We start from the raw sequence: 17,439 nt of genomic DNA, 5'->3' as shown, positions 1-17,439 counted from the left end.
GTGGGCGAGGGGTTGATCCACTGCAGCGACGCGGGCAGTCAGTACACGTCCGTCGCCTTCGCGGAAACCCTTGTCCTGGAAGGGATTGCCGCTTCAATCGGCAGCGTCGGGGACGCTTACGACAACGCGTTGGCCGAGACCGCGATCGGGTTGTTCAAGACCGAGGCTATCGGTGCCGGCCGCCCCTTCCGGCCCGGCCCGTTGCGGACCCTCGACGACGTCGAATACGCGACGATGGAATGGGTCGACTGGTACAACAACCGCCGCCTGCACAGCGTTTTGGACTACGTCCCACCCGAGGAATACGAGACCACTTACTACGCTCAACCCCGGATGTCCAGCCGGCGATGTCTCAAACATGAAGCTGGCATCAAACCCGGAACGGCTCATACATCACAGCGCAGTGAGATTAGCGGCCCGCTGCTCCGCCGTTTCGATCGACTCGACTCCGAGCGCGGGTTGAAGATCGTGGCGATTCGCCCAAGTGCTGGGAGCTGCGATTCTGTGTACGACGTCCCCGGGAAGTGTGTTTGCGGCCAGGCATTCGGAAGGCCGGGAGAAGGCCCACACCCTGCGGAGGCGGCGGGCTGCGGCGACAGCCTCCGCTGTTTGCCTCTTGCATCGCGTGCCTCGCACGCAGCTGAGCCGTGACCCTGCGTGTCAGGATGTCACTCTCTAGACCGTCCCAGAAGGGAAGAGTATGACGAACGGCGGCGCCGCACCGGAATTCGACTGCCCGATATGGCAGCAATTCGACTTCTCGGTGGCAGCAGGCCTGTTTTCGCAGTTGGCCGGTGTTCTCGCGGGCTTCGCCTTCGTCGGGATAACTCTGAAGCTGAACAGTCAGACTGGGCAGAACGGGGACAGCAGTGAAGTCGACAACGAGCGATTCTTGACAGGCTTAGGTTGCGCGTTCGTGGGGCTCATCGCTGCCGCAGCTCTCTATGCGACTATTTCTGCTTCGAAGGGTTGCGCCATCGTGACCGGTACCGGAGCCTCATTGGAGGTGCTCGCAGGCGTCGCGTTCGGCCTGTCCGTGTACACGCTGTTGTTCGCCACGGTTCAGCTGGCCTCGAAAGGTCCTCTTGGAGCGCATCTCCGCGGCCTTGTCGCCGTCGCTGTCCCACCGATCACGATGCTACTTGTAGCCTCCAGTTTGGGTGATCTTGCGTTGTCGCAGGCAGACCCACCGTCATCTCGCGGGGACAGTGCAGATGATTCACGGTTGCCTCGCGAAGCAATAACGCCCCAGTGGAACAATGAAGAAGGGTTCTACAACTTCTCTCGCTGGGCCACGCTCTGGCTAACAATCACTGTCTTCTTGATATGCCTGATCCTGTGGCTCTATGGACGGAAAATACGTCGGGCCGAAGGCGGAGCGGTGACTTCATTTGCCGTAAGGATAGATTCGTTGGTGTCGAGATGTCTGACCGGTGTGCCTTATGCGAGCGTCGTCATGGTTGTCTATGCAGTCGGCCGCAGTGTCACTTTCTCAACGCTCGAACCCGCCGCGCACATGCCGGCGTGGGAGGCGACCACCGCAGTCCTCGGAGCAGCAATGATCTTATGCCTCAACAGCGTCTCCCTGTCGCTGGTCCGTGGCTCGGAAGCACCCATAAGCCGAGCCCCGCTGAATTAGAGATCGCAGCCTCTCTTGATGGACGACCGCCGCGCCAGCGCCCAAGACAATCCCCAGCGCGCGATCAACCGTTCACGCGTGCCCACTTACCACCGAGAAGCCATGTGGAGCCCGGTCATATCGACGACTCGTAGGAAATGCAGCGCTCCGTGAGACGCATGGGCGTGAACCGCCATGAGACAGCAGGGAAAACTGCAGGTCAGGCGAACGCCGTAGGAAGCGCGTGTTGAGAACCTACAGTTGCTGTAGGTTCTCAAAGTAGGCGTCATCTTTCTCACAGAAATGTCATGTGAATGTCGCATATGACATGAACTTGAGAAAGTCGTTAGTCGAGCAATGTAATTGCCATCTACTGCCTTGCGTGCCGCTTCGCCACCGGATCAGCTGGCAGGGGGCAGTTTTGAGGGTTGTGGCCGACTGGGCCATGCACTGGTTACGGGCGACTTTCGAAAGCTCGTGAGTTCAGGCCCAACGTCCTCGCCGGCATGGTCACGCGGCGGCCGGTCCCGGCGCTCGTGCAGTCGGGGTCCGTCGAGGACCTGGGGAACTACTTCGAGGTCACATGGAACGTCGGCGATCTGCGGCCGCGACAAATGGTTCCACGACTTCAAGGTCGCGGGTGGTCGCTCTACCGGATGCACCCGAGCAGATCGGTATGGAGCTCGCGGCCCGCGCCATGGACCGCCGCGGAGTCCGCAAGCCGGTGGAACAGCTCACCGTTAGTTCGGATGCGTGGACAGTTGACGACTTCTACGCGGCGGACCCCGCATAACCGGCGGCGGCATGGTTTAACGGCTCATGCCGCGCGTCGTCCTGCAGCTTAGCGGCGGTTAGCTGCACTAACTATTCGGCGATCGCGAAGCCTCGACGAAATACCTACGGCCGCAGGGTCATAATTCAATGCGGATGGAAACGACCATCCGCTCAACGATGTTACGCAAGGGGGATAGTCGTGGGAGCCCTAACGCAGCCGCTGGCTACTCTGCTGGCAGGTTCAGTAGTTGCCGTTGCCGCTCTGGTGACCTTCGCAAGTGCCGCATTAGGACGCCGCCAAACCCAACGCCATTTCGCCGCTCAGCACGACGCGGACCGCGAGCGTGATCTTCGGGACCGCTATACCGCAGCGGCGACACAAATCGGCAACAAGGAGTCCGCTGCGGTGCGGCTAGCAGGCGTATACGGCCTCGCCGCACTCGCCAACGATTGGCTTCTACGGCACAACCGGATCAACGCTCAGATGACCGTCGATCTCCTGCGTGGCTACCTGCGCGTAGTGCCTACTGGGGAGGACCAGGTCCAAGAGCACGAGGTACGTAAGACGATCCTGCTGGAGCTGAAAAGCCGCACTAACTGGTGGGCGGACAGCGCCGAGGCCCGGCATCCAAACCCACCTGAGCGACGTCGAGAACCACCAAAGTCACTCTTGCAGAGGATGCTTCAGCGGCTCAGAGCCGTCGTCAGTGCTCTCCAGGAGAGGCGCGGGCGAGGCGCGCGCAATCGTTCCGGCGATCCGCGGCACGCGCTGTTTCCCAAATCGGGCGCGTGGCAGGGTCTGAACACCGACCTCGCTCGGGCCTGGCTAGTGGGAGCTGACCTGCGGCACATTCAAATCGCGGGCGCCTACCTTGCCGACGCGAACATGAGGTCGACGGACCTTACGTCAGCGGACCTAGAGTTGGTGTGCATGTCGCGAGCGTCCCTCGTCGATGCGCGCCTAGTAGGCGTGTACGCGCGCGGAGCGCTACTCGATCATGCCGATCTCAGTGGTGCCGACCTTCGGAACGCCACCTTCGGAGAAGTCGACTTGGAGCACGCCCGCCTCATCGGCGCGGACTTAACCGGCGCCATGTTCGGCACTGGGACGAATCTTCGGGGAGCGAACTTCACAGGTGCAATCCTTGATGAGCACAATCTTGAGGCACTCGCGGCCGAAGGCGCAATCTTGGACGATCCCGACTGGCGTTGCTCATGCGTTTCACATGGGTAGTTGCGCTTTGGCTGTCCGCACCGAACGTGCACCTGCGAAGAAAGGGACTGCCCCCAGTTTGGTTGACTCCATGCAACCCAGGGCACATCAAGTCAACTGAACTCGGGGCAGTCCCGTTCGTTCGGAACGAGACGTGCGGCGGGCAGCGGGTCTCGGTTTCTGTCTTGAATGAAATGTGGGCGGTGCTGACGCTACCCTTTACAGGCTGCCTGTCGCTTGCATGTCGGCGGTGGCATGTGGCACGCGGTTTGGCCTTCAGCGCCGGCGCGCTCTGGTTTTGCCGTGCCGAGATGATCAGAGCGACGCGGGTTCGGCGTTCATCATGGTGTTTGTGGAGATCATGAACTCAGCCTTTGTTGGGGAGCGGAGCGATTCTGTGTGGCTGATGTGCGCTGTTGGAGGTGAGTCGCCGCGGTGGGTTCAAGCCGGGTGCCTGCTTCAGCCAGATCCCGCAAATTGAGGAGTTGGCGGCGCATCATAAGCAGGTCGAGCCACGCAAGGAACCACTGGCGTGGCCATCCAAACCCGCGAGCCCGTGGAAGTGTGAGTTTTGCGATCAGTCGGGTGCGTCCGTTCGTGTCTTCGCGGACGACGTAGCTGATGATCAGTTCGCCGAACATGCACCGTCCGAGCCAATTGACCCGGATGGTGACATGCTCGTTGACTACGAAACTCACCAATTTAAAGGCGGTGATGAAGCGCTGGCCGATCGCCAACGCATCGGCGCCAGGGGTTAAAGTTCGCGGGCTTGTGCGGCCAAGATTGTTCAGCAAGTCGTAACTGTAAGGTGCGACTTTGAGCTGGCAGAGCCACCGAAACACCACCGCGGAGGGCGCTTTGACATCGACTGCGCGGTAAGCCTCCATGACCGGATGAGGGAAAGTGCCATCACTGGGGTAGCTCGCAGTGAGCTCCGATTCCGTCGCGCCCCAGACGAGCGGCCACTTCGCCACATCCGTCTCCTTTCTCAAATCCGGCGTTGCACCCGTTGGTGCGTGGGGCAGTTGCGGTGTGTCGTGGTGCCACGTTGGCCGCGGTGACTTTCGTCGGTGTTACAGCGGATGTAAGCGCCGATGCGTCCGCAGCCGAGGCGGGCCTACCGTGAAGCTCGGGCGGTCTTCATGGGGGTCTTGCGCAGTCCTGAGTCGGTCTTACGCGACGTGTAACCAGTCTGTAAGTGCTGGGCGCTTTCGTCTTTCCCGGGGCGGCGGTTCCGCACGTCCATGGATCACCAAACTATAGAGGAGCCGGGATGTCTCAGCCGACAAAGCAGAGCGCACTCGACACTGTCTTGGACTACCACCGCGCGTGGACCAGCGGTGACGTCGACGGTGCGCTGAAGCATGTGACCGATGATGTCGTGTGTCATGCACCAGGGGTCGACTTGACCGGCAAGGACTCCTACCGCGCTTTCCTTGGTGGTTTCGCACCCACCCTGATCGGGCTGACCGACGTCGCCGCATTCGGCGATGATGACCGCGTTGCCCTCTTCTACTACCCCCACACCGAGCAGACCAGCACCGCACCCGCTGCCGAGCTGTTCACCCTCAAAGACGGAAAGATCGCCGAGAGCATCCTGTTGTTCGACAGGCTTTCGTTTCTTCCACCGCAAGCTTGAGCCAAGCTTGCGTTCTGCTGCACAGTCCCGGCACCGCTCACTTGAGCGGTGCCGGTTTTGTCTGCTCTTGTAAGCCAGTTCAGCTTAAAGGCGTTTATTCAGAAGGCATTACACTCTCCGGACGATGGCCGGACGGGCCGGCCACTATGACAGTCAACTGCCACGGCGCGCGGGCCATCGCCGGCCTTCTGCTGGCTGAGCATGCCGGCTTCGAGGGTGGAAAGGGATGGTTCGAGAGGTCTCTTCGTGCCGGCAGAGTCTCTAGGTCGGAGCGCGGTCGGCGCTCCATGACGTGTGGTCGAGTTTTCATTTGTGGCGCACGCGGCTCAGCTCCATCTAGTGCTTGACTATTAGTGCCTGTGCTTGAGAAACTCAAGCCATGAGAAAGCCTCTTGTTCTTCTCGCTCTCACGCTGACGGCCTTCATCATCAGCGTCGAGATCCTTATCGTGAACGTGGCACTGCCGGCGCTCATGGAGGAACTCGGCGCCAGCACTTCGCAGCTGCAGTGGATCGTCGACGCCTATAGCTTGGCGTTCGCCGCGGCCGTGCTGGCCGGCGGAAGTCTCGGCGATCGGCAGGGCCGCAAAGGTGTCTTGCTCATCGGCCTGGCCGTGTTCGGCGCGTCCTGCCTGTGGGCGGCGTGCATCGACACTCCGGGGCAACTGATCGCTGCACGGGCCATCATGGGGGTGGGGGCAGCGCTGATGTTTCCGGCGACGCTGTCGATCCTGGTGAATGTGTTCACCGAGCGGTCCGAGCGCGCCGGTGCGATTGGGCTGTGGGGAACTGTCACCGGTTTCGGCGTGGCGACCGGGCCGATCGTGGGAGGCTGGCTGCTGGCGAATCACTGGTGGGGCAGCATTTTCGTCTTCATGGCGATCGTCGCCGCGGCCGTTGGGGTCCTGATATGCCTGGCTGTCCCGACATCGAAGGATCCATCGACACCGCCGGTGGACTGGCTGGGCCTGGCTCTGTCCAGCGCCGGCGTGGCGGTCCTGGTCTTGGGCGTCATCGAGGCTCCCGGATGGGGCTGGGGTTCGGTGCGCACCGTGGGCAGCCTGGCGGCCGGTCTGGCGCTGATCCTGGTGTTCATCGCCGTCGAGCGCAGGACCCAGCATCCCCTGCTGGATGTCTCTTTGTTCGCCAACCCGCGGTTCAGCGCGGCGAGCGGTGCCATCGCGATCTCATTCTTCGCTCTGCAAGGGTTCATCTTTGTGATCACCCAGTATCTGCAACTGGTGAAGCTCTACACGCCGTTCTCGATGGGAGTTCGCCTGCTTCCGATGGCATTTGCCGTGGCGTTGTCTTCGATCGTGGGAACCAAGCTCGCGGTGAAGGTTGGGAACAAGATTGTTGTCGTGAGCGGGTTGGTGCTGTTCGCTGTCGGGCTTTTGTGGACCGCGGCGAACACCGGAGCAACCCCGTACAGCATGATCGCGGGGGAGATGCTGCTATTGGGCATCGGTGTGGGCTTGGCCAGTGCCCCCGCCACCGAGGCGATCATGGGTGCAGTCTCCGAGGACAAAGCAGGCGTCGGCGCGGCGGTCAATGATGCCACCCGGCTCTTCGGTGGCACACTCGGCGTGGCCGTCATCGGCAGCACCGCCTCGTCGTTGTACCAGCATCGGCTGGAGTCGACCCTGCCTCCGATTCCCGGGGCCGAACAGGCCGCCGCGGGGGCTTCACAGTCGTTCGGGGCGGCGATTCAGATCTCGCATTCGCTCACGGCCCACGGTGTCACCGAAGGGCCTCGCCTACTCGAAGCCGCCACGTCGGCCTACCTTCACAGCATGTCCGGCGCGGCACTGGTCGCAGCCGGGGTGTCGGTTCTTGGCGCGATCTTGGCGGCTGCGCTGCTGCCGGCTCGTCCCCGCGCCAATGCCGGCGACGACTCGGCGAATGTACTGGCGAGGGATATGTCCGGTGCGCTCGCCGGCGCACTCATCGCCGACGCTCTTGTAGCCCGCCGTAACCGCGCCCGCGCGAAAAGCGTCGAGGCCTCCGCCGCTCTGGAGTAGACAGGTCACCGCTACCGAACCCGCCACCGCCGCGCCCGCATTGCATCCGCGGGTGCGGCGGTGGGCGTTCGGCCTCCTCATCCAGACCTGTTGTGCCACAGGAGGGAATCAGATCTGACGCTATGTGCGCTCCTGGCGTTTGCACTTCCGTGCCGAGAATCTTGCCGTTGAAGGCAGGGCACCGAGGGTTTGAGCCTGCTACCGAGCCCCTCGGACACGATCGCCGCTGCAGCAAGCTTCCAAGGGTGGTAAGTGTGCGGTAATCACCTCCTCTACCGTCGGTGGATAGAACGAGGCGCAACACCTAGCGAGGAATGTAGGGCAATGATGCAGCGGGACAACACTTCCTACGGCGCCTCTCGCGAGTTATGCACTCGTTCCCCCCTTCGCCACGACGTTCTGGAGACAGCCTCATGACCATGCAGGAACCGACCGTTGCTACAGAATCCGCGTTCGACGTCGTCATTATGGGCGGCGGAGCGGCGGGGCTCACCTTGGCGACGCAGCTGCGGAAGGCTCGTCCGGCGACCTCGATTGCGGTCGTCGAGAAGACCACCCGGGCACCCGAGGCCGCGCACAAGGTCGGCGAATCCACCGTCGATATCGCTGCGCACTACATGCGCAATGTGCTTGAGGTGGAACCGCACATCACCGGTCAGCAGCTTGACAAGTTCGGGCTGCGGTTCTTCTTCACGCAGGCGGACAATCGCGAGATCGCCCGCCGCGTCGAACTCGGTCACGCGCGCCGCCCGCACTTGGGTGCGACCTACCAACTCGACCGCGGGCGGTTCGAGAACTACCTGAGCGACGAACTGGGCGCCGCTGGGGTCAGCATGTGGCTAGGCCATGCGGTGCGGGGCGTCGAACTGGCCGACAACGGCGGCCCCCACCGCGTGAGTGTGACGACACCCGACGGCCAGCCGCGCGTCATCTCTGCCCCGTGGGTGATCGACGCTTCCGGGCGGTCGTCGATCCTGAAACGTAAACTGGATCTGGCAAAACCCAACGGCCACAACGTGAACGCTGCGTGGTTTCGGATCGACTTTCCGATCGACATCGAAGAGTGGTCCAGCCAGCAGCAATGGCGTGAACGCATCACCGACGGGCGCCGTCACCTCTCCACCAATCATCTGATGGGTGAGGGATATTGGGTATGGCTGATCCCTCTGGCATCGAACTCGATCAGTGTCGGCATCGTGACGGACGCCGAGCTGCACCCCTTCTCCGAGATCAATCGCTTCGACAAAGCGTTGGCCTGGTTGCACAAATTCGAGCCGCAGTGCGCCGAGGCGGTAGAGGCACATCGAGACAAGCTGCTCGACTTCAAAGTCCTGCGGAACTACTCCTACGGCTGCCAACAGATGTACTCCGAACAGGGCTGGTGTCTGACCGGAGAAGCCGGAATTTTCCTGGACCCGTTGTACTCACCAGGATTTGACGTCATCTCCTTGAGTAACGGGCTCATCACCGACCTGGTGACCCGCTCCCTCGACGGGCACGACGTCAGTGAACTTGCCGCCATCCATAACACCGTGTTCTTCCTCATCACCGACGGATGGCTGCCCATCTACGAAGGGCAGTACGCCATCATGGGCAACGCGCGCGTCATGAGCGCGAAGATCATCTGGGACACCGGTGTGTACTGGGCAATTCCGGCCCTGCTGTACTACCACGACGTGTTCCACCGTCTGGCAGATCACCCTGGGCTGATGATGCAGCTAGCCCGGATGTCCTCGATCACCGGGCCGGTTCAACAGTTCTTCCGGCAGTGGTACGACATCGAGCCGAAGACGCACGCCGACGGAATCGTCACCTATTACGACTTTGACTTCATGACTCGGTTCCACGAGGGAATGACCGCCGGTCTATCCGACACCCAATTGCGGGATCAACTGGCCGCCAATTTCGACGAATTGGAGCTGATCGCCGGCGAACTCGTCACCCAAGTGCTCACCGAGTGTGAGGCCGCGGACAACGACGCCGCACGTGCGCAGCTCGTCCGCTGGCGCGCCGACAAAGCCCTGATGCGCCTGGTCGATATTTATCAACGATCCGGCGCGACCGGCACAGCCTGGGTGATGGCCGCCCACGCTGAAGGCCCCCTCGACGGCGGCCAGGGATTCTCGATCATCGGTGACGGCGCCCACAACGGGCACGCCACGATCGAGCCGGGCTACCGCGACACGGCCGCCCTGGCTCCCGAGTACTCCGCATGAACGCGGGGTTGGCGCGGGCCCGCCGCGTCGTCATGGGCGTACCCGAGCGACAGATTCTCGCCTTCAAAGGTGGCGACACACCAAACTGGCAACACCTCGAAAAGGCAGTACGTGCAGCGATCGGCGGCTACCACGCCGTGGTGGACGGAGGAGACCTCACCGCCGTCATGGATCGCATCGCCGGCATACCGGGTCCCTTGGCCGGGTACGCCCACGAAGGGGTCGCGATGGGACTGACCGGGCTTGACAGTGTGATGCCGGGCAAAAGATCCCGCTTCCGGGAATTCCTGGCCGGGCCCGGAGACGCTCATGCGTACATGGTGCACATCGGCGCCGGCGAGGCTCTGGCTCGCCTGCGACGCCACCCCGAGCCATTCCTGGCCCGCCTCGACGACCATGCGCTGCGCTGGCTGGTACTAGACGGATACGGGTTTCACCAAGGATTCTTCGCCCGGCGCAAATTCGTTGAGCGCCAGATCATTCCCACGTTCCTGTCGCCGTATGCCCGACGGGTCTTCGATCAGGGTGTGGGGCGCAGCATCTGGTTTTCCACTGGCGCCGCCATCGACCAGATCGCGGCACACATCGCTGCCTTCACCCCCGATCGCCACGGTGACCTCTGGCTAGGCGTCGGTGTGGCCTGCAGCTACGTCGGAGGCGTATCGCGCGAAGACATCGAGCGGCTGCAGGAGGTCAGCGGCTCCCACCTTGCACGCGTGGCCACGGGGGCAGCGTTCGCCGCACGGGGTCGTCACCGCGCTGGCAACCCCCAGCCTGACACCGATCTCGCGTGCCAGCTGCTCTGTGGGGTCGACAGCCACAACGCCTCCCAGGTCGTCGAAGCCGCCTTCGCAAGCCTGCCGGTACACCCAGACCGGCCCGGATACGAACTAGTCCAGATTGAGCTGGCCAGCGTGTTCGGCCAGCCGAACCTGCCGATAGGAAGCCGAGCCCGATGACCGATCTGTTGCCCTCTACCGGCCACCCCGCCGCTGTGCCCGTGGGCCGACTTCGTGGACTCGCCGGACACCTCCTCGGAAGCGTGTTCGCCGTATCGGCGGCAACGCTGAAACCGCCCTCGGTCGATGACGAGGCGACCAGCGCACGCCTCAAACAGGTCGTATTCACCGTCACAGAGTGCTGTCAGATCACGGTGCTGGACCCCAACTTCGACCGTCTGGTGTCCCGGCTGCACGAATACGACGAGGAACTTCTTGGATTCGCCTATGAAGGCGCCGGAATCGGACTGGCCGCACTGGACACCCTGAATCCCACGAAACGGCGCACCCGGGATTTCGCCGCCGGCCCGGGCGCGCCTTACATCTACGGCATCTATCTCGGTGCCGGGATGGGCCTGGCCCGTATGCGACTCAACCCCGAGCGCTTCCGCCGTCGGCTGGAGGACCCACTGTTCAGCTGGGTTGTCCTGGACGGCTACGGATTTCACCAAGGGTTTTTTGCGCATCAGCGCTACGTCATCGAGCAGCGCATGCCCCGGCAACTGAAGGGCTACGCGCTTCGCGCATTCGATCACGGCATGGGCCGCAGCATCTGGTTTTCGGGGGGCGCCGACGTCGCCCGCGTCGCCGCGATCATCGCGAGCTTCACCGCGTCACGGCACCCCGATCTGTGGCAGGGCGTAGGACTGGCGTGCGGCTACACCGGCGGGGTCGATCGCCCCACCGTGGTGGATCTGCGCGCGGCTGCCGGTGGGCACGCCGGCCACCTGGCCGTCGGCGCTGCCATGTCGGCCAGCATCCGACACCAAGTGGGAAATACAGCCGACCACAACGATTTCGCGAGCGAGGTGCTGTGCGGGGTGTCCTCAGCCGAGGCAGCAGCCACCGTAGACGCTCTGCGCGCAGACCTGCCTGCCGATCCCGGTGTGCCCGCGTACGCGCTGTGGCGAGAGCGCATCCTCCGCCACTTCACGTAAGTCCACATGATGATGTCTACCCGGTGCAGCCTGCGCGGCCGCCATCCGGCGCGCCGCCGGGCTGCGCTCTAAAAGCGGGGAGCCCACCTTGATCACGTTAAGCAGATTCCTCAAACCGTTGCTGCGCCTCTCCGCTGACAAATTCCCCACCATCGCGGCCAAAGAGTTCGGCATCGGCGACGAGATGACCGGAGTCTGGCCGCATTTCGCCCCGGTCGCCCACACCCTTGTCGATAGTTTCTGGCAGACCATCGACCATCCGCAGCCCACTGCGATCATCCCCAGACTTGAAGCCACCGACTCTGACGTGCGCGGTGTCGCCTACGAAGGCGTCGGGATGGGATTGGCGATGCTCGACTGCCTGTGGCCCACCCGACCACGTCTTGCAGAATTTATCGCCGGCCCGGGACATGCCTACAAACCGCTGCTCTACATCGGCGCGGGACTGGCCCTGCCGCGTATGCACGTCAACCCCTTGCACGTCCTGACGCGCCATCCCGATGACGAACGCTGGCTCATCATGGACGGGTACGGCTTCTATCACGGCTTCTTCACACCAAAGGAGAGCTTGCAACGCATGATCAGGCCCCGACACGCCACCGGCTACGCAGGCCAGGTGTTTGACCGTGGGCTAGGCCGCAGTCTCTGGTTCACCAGTGCAGCCAACACCGATCGCATCGCCACCACCACCGCCCGGTTCCCCGAGGATCGCCGCGGTGATCTGTGGAGCGGGGTCGGCTTCGCGTGCGCCTACGCCGCTCGCGTCGTCGATCAGGCTGCGATAGGCCAGCTTGTCAGCGCCGCGGGGGCCGACGCCGAGCACTTCGCCGTGGGTGTCGCGGCCGCCGCGGAGATCCGTCACACCACCTGCCCACGCGCCCTGCACACCGATCTGGCCTGCGCCGCCACCTGGGGGTCCGATGGCGCGACGGTGGCAGGCATCGCCGCCGCCGAAAGGACCCCCGAGACGCCGGAGCAGAATCCGCCGCACTACGAGACCTGGCGCGACCGGGTCCGCTCACACTGGCGGAGCCGACAGCACAACCCAATCCGAGCAGCGAGGACTACACCATGACCGCACTGGGCACCGCCCGCCGACGGCTTTTCGGCATCCCGCACCCCCGCAAGGTCTTCAGCCGGCCGGGATTCGCCCGCGAAGCATGGCAACGGTTCGCCCCGGTCGCGGAGTCCCTGGCCCTGGGGTACAACGCCACCTTGGAAGACAGCGGCGCCTCGGCACTGGCGGTCCGGCTGCAGACGGTCGACAGCCAGTTCGCCGGATTCGCCTACGAAGGTGCTGGAATGGGCCTAGGGGCACTGGACCTCATGACGCCCTGGGCAAAGCGGCTCAACACTTTCGTCGACGGGCCGGGCAACCGCCACATCTACACCGTCTACGTCGGATTGGGTCTCGCCCTCGCGCGGATGCGGCGGCGCCCCGAACGGTACCTAGGCCACCTGGACCCTCTGCTCGGGATGGCCATTGTGGACGGCTACGGCTTCCACGGCGGGTTCTTCGAGCGCCGGCGCTACATCGAGGCCAAAGCACGACCAGAGCACCTCTCACGTCCGTGCCAGCACCTATTCGACCAAGGCCTGGGACGCGCTATCTGGTTTTCTGGCGGTGCGGTGGTCGAGACGATCATCGACACCGTCGCCACTTTTCAGCCCGACCGTCACCCCGACTTGTGGAACGGCGTCGCGATGGCCTGTGCCTACGGTGGCGGCGCCAACGAGGCCGGCCTGGACCGGCTGCGCCAAGCCGCCGACGAGCATCGGTCACGGCTGGCCTGGGGTGCCGCCACCGCGGCGTGGACACGACACCTGGCAGGAAATGTTAGCGCGCACACCGACCTCGCCTGCGCCGCGTTCAGCGGCATACCCAGCGCAGACGCCGCCGGACTACTCGAGCAAGGGCGCCGCGAGGTCATCAGTTCGACAGCCCCAACAACGATCCGCACATGGCGCGAGCACTTCACCGCCAATCTCGCCCACGCGTGACTAGTGTTGGATTCCAGAACGACTCACCACCACGCGACGTGAAGAGATGGCCGCGATGGCGCTTCCTGCGATCTGGCACCAGCCGCCGAGACGACCGCAGCGGCGCCCGGCTCCGGGCACCCCCGCCGACGAAGGACCGCTGCAAACGGTGAGCGTGCGAACTGTCCGCACCGCCGCGGTGCGCCTCCATCCCGGTCGCCCGTGGCGTGCCATCGTTGTTCAGGTGGTCATCAATGTCCTATGACGTGGAGTTGGCCGACCGGATCCGGGCCGGACTGTCCACTCTGAGGGTCGTACGTGAAGTGGCAATGTTCGGCGGCCTGGGATTCATGATCAACAACAAACTCGCGGTGTTCGCGCACAGCGACGGTGGCCTGTGGCTCCGCGCCGCCCCGCAGCGACAGGGCGAGCTCGAAGCCCGCGGGGCGCAACCCGCCGATATGGGGGCCGGCCGCGCAATGGGCCCGGGCTGGCTGAAGGTCGGCGCCGACACCGTGACCACGCAGAAGCGCCTGATGTTCTGGTTAGATGTGGCGGTCGACTACAACCGCGTCCTCACCGAGCGCGCGCGCCGGTGAAACTTGCCGCGATGCGGCTGATCTAGGTACGCCCATCAGTGTTCACCATGCGTCCGTCAGTGATCGTGGGAAGACTTTCGATGAAAGGGGTTCCCGATCAGCCGTTCTCGTCACCGCCGAGATGCGCCCATAACGCAACCACCGAACGCCATACCCCGCCCAGCCTTAGCTTGAATGACTCCATACGGTGCGTGCCGTGGCACACTCGGGTGAGGAGTCGGCGTGTGGATACACCTCTCAAGGTTTCGAGGATCGGGCCGCAGGCATGACTTTCGACGTTGTGGCCTAGGGAGGCGAGATGGCGCAGCAGGTGCCAGCGATGACCCGTCGCGAACGGCGACGGTTGCAGACCTTCGATGAAATCGTGCAGGCTTCGCGCGGGCTCCTGCGCAGCGGCCACGACGTGTCGTTGCGGGCAGTCGCTGCGGAGATGGGTATGACCGCGCCGGCGCTCTACCGCTATATCGACAGTATTGATGAGTTGCATGTCCTTGTGGCACGGGATATTTGCGGTGACGTGATCGCAGCGATGGCTCAGGCCTGCGATCATTACCGCCACGACGATCCCGCTGCCAGACTCGCGGCTTCGGCCACCACGCTGCGGTGCTGGGCACTGGCCAATCGAGCCGAATTCCAAATGGCGTTTGCCAACCCGATGCTCGCACTGACTCCACGCCCCGTGCGCGACAGGGCGTTGGAACTGCTGCCCACCGAACCCGAGGACGTCGTCTCGAATCCGTTCGCAGCGCACTTCGCTGAACTGTTCGTGGCGCTGCATACCCTCGGGCTGATCGCCACGCCCCCAAGCACCGACCTGGACCCTGGACTGCGCGACATCATCGAAAAGAATGCCAGCAGGGGAGATGACCCCATCGCGGCTGCCCTGGGCGCCGAGGGGATGGGCACCCTATGGCTGTTCAAGCTGGCATGGATCAGGCTGTACGGCATTCTCATGGTAGAAGCGTTCGGCCAGGCCGACGACGAACTCGTCGGAAGCGACGTGGTTTTCAATACGCTGATGCGTGAAACGTTCGCCAGCCTTGGACTCGATGACAGCTGGGACCGCCTCATCAAGGTCAGCCGTGAAACCTCCTCGCGCGTTGGCGCTCTCGTCACGCTGGACCGGTAACGCAAACCGGATGCCTTGCCGGGCATAGCGATCATTCTGTCCACGGCCAATATCCCCGGGCATCAACAATTGGTGTGGCTAATCCCATGTCGACACGACCCGCGTTGGAGAACACACCGCGAATAGTCAAGTCACGCTTGCATCGCGCGTAAGCGGAGCGTAACTGCGACGGCCAGGATTAGCCGATGTTGGCAGTTGCCCGCAACGCCACCGCCGACACCTCGTGAACTTCCGCCGACGGGTCCATTCCGTCTGCAGCGTGCGCAGCTCACGTCTATGCCTCCGGGCGACAGGGCGTGAGCGTCGACGGCATTGGCCGATGACAACGGCGCGCTTGCGAGGGCTAACCCGAACTGGAGGTAGCGATGGACGCGGATCCGCAAGTACTCAACGGCGAGGACACGTGTGCCGCACCACCGCACCCTGGAGCCACGCGATGTAACGAACCGGACGGTTCGCCGGCCCCACAGCAAAGCGGTGCGGACGCTGAGGAACTCGGCCATCAGACAGCCCCGCCAACCCCCCAGAAACTCAGCGGTCCTGCTAGCCGTCAGACCGCTCGCACGATCCTCCTCATCGCGATCAGCATGGCTCTCATCGCGGCGATGACGGGCTTATTCATCATCGGTTGGAGTCACGCCTATGTGGGCTGATCCGTCTTACACCGCACGGCCGCGACGTCGTGCCCGCGCGATGCCACCGCCATCACGACTCTGATCCCCGTCCACGCCACGCCGGGCCGACCCCCGGCCCGGCGACACCGCTGAATTCGAGGAGATGCAATGCCAACCCTGCTGCAAATCACCACCCACCTTTTTCTGCAAATGCTCGTGATCCTGGTGACCTACCGGTTGATCTGGCCACTGTTCCGCAAGCTGGCACAGGTCCAAGTGGTGGCCGTGATGGTCGCCGGATTCGTCTTAGGCCCCTCGGTGCTGGGTCTGGTATGGCCCGCCGCCCAGCACTGGCTGTTCCCGACGACCATCAAGATCGGTGAGGCATCAGTCATGCACCCAAATCTGACCCTCATCTACGCCCTAGGCCAACTCGGGCTCGTGCTCTACATGTTCATGGTCGGGGCATCGTTCAAGCTCGACATCCTCGGCGCCCACGTGCGACAAGCCGGGACAACGTCAGCGTTCGGGGTGGGAGTACCCATGCTCCTCGGTGGTCTCCTGGGATGGCTGATGGCCTCGCACAGTGAGTATTTCACTGCGAAGGTGAGCCACTGGCAGGGAGCGTTATTCGTTGCCGCGGCCGTAGCCATCACCGCGTTTCCGATGCTCGCTTGGATTGTCTATGACTCCGGGCTGTCGAACACTCGCCTCGGCACGATGTCGCTGGCGTGCGCGGCCGTCGACGATGCATGCTCGTGGATCCTGCTCGCGGTCGTGGTCTCCACGACCAACGGCACCATGCACGGTGCGCTGATCGCCATGGCCGGCAGCATCGGCTTTATCCTCTTCATGGTGTTTGTTGCGCGCCGACTCCTGGCGCGTCTCAACAGCTGGGCGCCACGCGGAGACAACGCGCTCTCCGGCGGCATCCCCATCGCTCACCTGACAATCGTGTTGGTGGTCATCCTGGCCAGCGCCTCATTCACCGATTTCATCGGCCTGTACTCAGTATTCGGCGCGTTCATCGCCGGCACCGTGATGCCCAGAGGCCAACTGCTCGACACAATCCGGGATCGCTTCGAGCCCCTGGTCGCCTACCTGCTGCTGCCGGCCTTCTTCATCTACTCCGGCTTGAACACCCAACTCTCCCTGGTCTTGAAGCCCTCCATCCTGGCGATGGCGGCTCTCGTGCTGGTCATCTCGTTCCTCGGGAAGTTCGTCGCGGTCGGGCTCGCTGCGCGGTGGCAGGGAATGGGTTGGCGCGAAGCGGGATCGATGGGAGCACTGGCGAACGCGCGCGGACTCATGGAACTCATTCTGCTCAACATCGGTCTATCGGCCGGCGTGGTCACCAACGAGCTCTACACGATCCTGGCGCTGATGACGATCATCACGACATTCGCTGCTACACCGATCCAACGGATCTTCGAGCGCCGAGCGTGGAAGAACGGGTTCGTGTTTGGCCGCATGGGCGAGGAGCCGCGGACACAACCGGCGGCGGCCCCCGCGGCGGTACTCGATCCGGCCTGAACCATGGAGACCCCGATGGTCGGCGGGTCGCGGGCAGCGAGGGCTCAGACGGCGAGCCATAGGCCGGCGGACGGATGGAGCTGCGCCCGAGGGCAGGGGCGCGCGACGAGAACATCGGCACCGTTCATCACGGCGGACTCTCTTCCTCGACGATATCGACTGAGACAT

The 17,439-nt window shown here is 63.5% G+C and carries 15 protein-coding genes; 14 read left to right on the top strand and 1 reads right to left on the bottom strand.

Annotated elements, in window-relative coordinates:
- The 4 genes from ACXPWS_RS29195 to ACXPWS_RS29180 all read left to right on the top strand — a co-directional run bounded on the left by ACXPWS_RS29195 (nucleotide 1) and on the right by ACXPWS_RS29180 (nucleotide 3,626).
- Nucleotides 1–651 carry an integrase core domain-containing protein gene (locus ACXPWS_RS29195; protein ID WP_458709994.1) on the top strand — a complete coding sequence of 217 codons (651 nt, stop codon included), beginning with the start codon at nucleotides 1–3 and terminating at the stop codon, nucleotides 649–651.
- Nucleotides 652–700: 49 nt separating this feature from the next.
- A complete protein-coding gene (locus ACXPWS_RS29190) occupies nucleotides 701–1,639 on the top strand; it encodes a hypothetical protein (RefSeq protein ID WP_458709993.1) in 939 nt (312 codons plus the stop codon).
- 619 nt (nucleotides 1,640–2,258) lie between these two features.
- Nucleotides 2,259–2,411: a hypothetical protein gene (locus ACXPWS_RS29185; protein WP_458709992.1), complete on the top strand. Its 153-nt coding sequence runs from the start codon at nucleotides 2,259–2,261 to the stop codon at nucleotides 2,409–2,411.
- 180 nt (nucleotides 2,412–2,591) lie between these two features.
- Nucleotides 2,592–3,626, top strand: coding sequence for a pentapeptide repeat-containing protein (locus tag ACXPWS_RS29180; protein ID WP_458709991.1), 1,035 nt, complete (start codon nucleotides 2,592–2,594; stop codon nucleotides 3,624–3,626).
- Nucleotides 3,627–3,964: 338 nt separating this feature from the next.
- Here the strand turns inward: ACXPWS_RS29180 and ACXPWS_RS29175 are convergent, their stop codons facing one another.
- Nucleotides 3,965–4,579: a hypothetical protein gene (locus ACXPWS_RS29175; protein WP_458709990.1), complete on the bottom strand. Its 615-nt coding sequence runs from the start codon at nucleotides 4,577–4,579 to the stop codon at nucleotides 3,965–3,967.
- A gap of 299 nt (nucleotides 4,580–4,878) precedes the next feature.
- Between ACXPWS_RS29175 and ACXPWS_RS29170 the strand changes: the two genes are divergently transcribed.
- The 10 genes from ACXPWS_RS29170 to ACXPWS_RS29125 all read left to right on the top strand — a co-directional run bounded on the left by ACXPWS_RS29170 (nucleotide 4,879) and on the right by ACXPWS_RS29125 (nucleotide 17,271).
- Nucleotides 4,879–5,244 carry a nuclear transport factor 2 family protein gene (locus tag ACXPWS_RS29170; protein WP_458709989.1) on the top strand — a complete coding sequence of 122 codons (366 nt, stop codon included), beginning with the start codon at nucleotides 4,879–4,881 and terminating at the stop codon, nucleotides 5,242–5,244.
- Nucleotides 5,245–5,623: 379 nt separating this feature from the next.
- Entirely contained in the window at nucleotides 5,624–7,264 is a 1,641-nt protein-coding gene (locus ACXPWS_RS29165) for an MFS transporter (protein WP_458709988.1), read from the top strand.
- A 419-nt stretch (nucleotides 7,265–7,683) separates the two neighbouring features.
- The gene (locus ACXPWS_RS29160) at nucleotides 7,684–9,480 is read left to right on the top strand and encodes an NAD(P)/FAD-dependent oxidoreductase (RefSeq protein WP_458709987.1); all 1,797 of its coding nucleotides are present in this window, start codon (nucleotides 7,684–7,686) and stop codon (nucleotides 9,478–9,480) included.
- Nucleotides 9,477–10,439 carry a DUF1702 family protein gene (locus ACXPWS_RS29155; protein WP_458709986.1) on the top strand — a complete coding sequence of 321 codons (963 nt, stop codon included), beginning with the start codon at nucleotides 9,477–9,479 and terminating at the stop codon, nucleotides 10,437–10,439. The genes ACXPWS_RS29160 and ACXPWS_RS29155 overlap by 4 nt, the downstream gene beginning before the upstream one ends.
- Entirely contained in the window at nucleotides 10,436–11,416 is a 981-nt protein-coding gene (locus tag ACXPWS_RS29150) for a DUF1702 family protein (RefSeq protein WP_458709985.1), read from the top strand. Before ACXPWS_RS29155 ends, ACXPWS_RS29150 begins: the two co-directional genes overlap by 4 nt.
- Before the next feature lie 88 nt (nucleotides 11,417–11,504).
- Nucleotides 11,505–12,491 (top strand): DUF1702 family protein, encoded by a 987-nt coding sequence (locus ACXPWS_RS29145; RefSeq protein ID WP_458709984.1) that lies wholly within the window; start codon nucleotides 11,505–11,507, stop codon nucleotides 12,489–12,491.
- The gene (locus ACXPWS_RS29140; protein WP_458709983.1) at nucleotides 12,488–13,417 is read left to right on the top strand and encodes a DUF1702 family protein; all 930 of its coding nucleotides are present in this window, start codon (nucleotides 12,488–12,490) and stop codon (nucleotides 13,415–13,417) included. Before ACXPWS_RS29145 ends, ACXPWS_RS29140 begins: the two co-directional genes overlap by 4 nt.
- 233 nt (nucleotides 13,418–13,650) lie before the next feature.
- Nucleotides 13,651–13,995: a TfoX/Sxy family protein gene (locus ACXPWS_RS29135; RefSeq protein WP_458709982.1), complete on the top strand. Its 345-nt coding sequence runs from the start codon at nucleotides 13,651–13,653 to the stop codon at nucleotides 13,993–13,995.
- 298 nt (nucleotides 13,996–14,293) lie between these two features.
- The gene (locus ACXPWS_RS29130) at nucleotides 14,294–15,124 is read left to right on the top strand and encodes a TetR/AcrR family transcriptional regulator (protein ID WP_458709981.1); all 831 of its coding nucleotides are present in this window, start codon (nucleotides 14,294–14,296) and stop codon (nucleotides 15,122–15,124) included.
- 782 nt (nucleotides 15,125–15,906) lie between these two features.
- Nucleotides 15,907–17,271, top strand: coding sequence for a cation:proton antiporter (locus tag ACXPWS_RS29125; RefSeq protein WP_458709980.1), 1,365 nt, complete (start codon nucleotides 15,907–15,909; stop codon nucleotides 17,269–17,271).
- The last annotated feature ends 168 nt before the right edge of the window (nucleotides 17,272–17,439 follow it).

It is taken from the genome of Mycobacterium sp. BMJ-28 (genome assembly GCF_054404835.1).
The sequence above is the reverse complement of the archived record's forward strand: the minus strand, read 5'-3'. Positions and strand labels throughout refer to the sequence as shown.